The 644-nt window shown below is 67.5% G+C and carries 1 protein-coding gene; it reads right to left on the bottom strand.

Annotated features, from left to right (window positions below; all coding sequences use genetic code 11):
- Positions 1–422, bottom strand: a 422-nt coding sequence (locus AC1DUE_RS20025; RefSeq protein WP_477041163.1) for a response regulator, incomplete at its 3' end; no start/stop codon positions are given.
- Positions 423–644 lie beyond the last annotated feature (222 nt).

Raw genomic sequence — 644 nt, forward strand, 5'->3', positions numbered from 1 at the left:
CAGTCCAGCCCGCTCGCCGGACGCGCGCGGCCCGGGACCTCGCTGATCACCACCTCACCGGCGTGCACCGCCTCCAGGGCCGCGACGAGCTCACGCGCGGGCAGCGCCTTGGACAGGTACCCGCGCACACCCTGCGCCCGGGCACTGGCAACGAGGTCCGGATGGAAGTTCCAGGTGAACACGACCACCCGGCGCGCGTTCGGGTTACGCACCAGGACGCCGACCTCGTGCTGGTCGGACTCCGGCTGCGCGAACGCGTCGTAGAGCACGACGTCGACCACGTCCTCGACCGGCTTGTTGGTGTCGATCTCCGCCACGACCACGCGATCTCGGTACTGGTCCAGGATCTTGGCCACGCCCAGGACGACCACGTCGTAGTCGTCGACGAGCGCAACCGTGATGGGTCGTCCAGACCGAGGCATCGCTCGACCGTATACGCCCCTAGGGGTGTGCCGCACCGGCCCTAGGGGTGGTGAGGTCGTGCGGTACGTATCGACTAGAGAGGCACCACCATGCTGGGACTCATCGTCACCATCATCATCGTCGGGCTCATCGCCGGGCTGCTCGCGCGCCTCATCGTCCCCGGCAAGCAGAACCTGTCCATCGCCATGACGATCGTCATCGGGATCATCGGGTCGTTCGTC

The sequence above is a fragment of the Cellulomonas sp. P4_A2 genome (assembly GCF_056402515.1).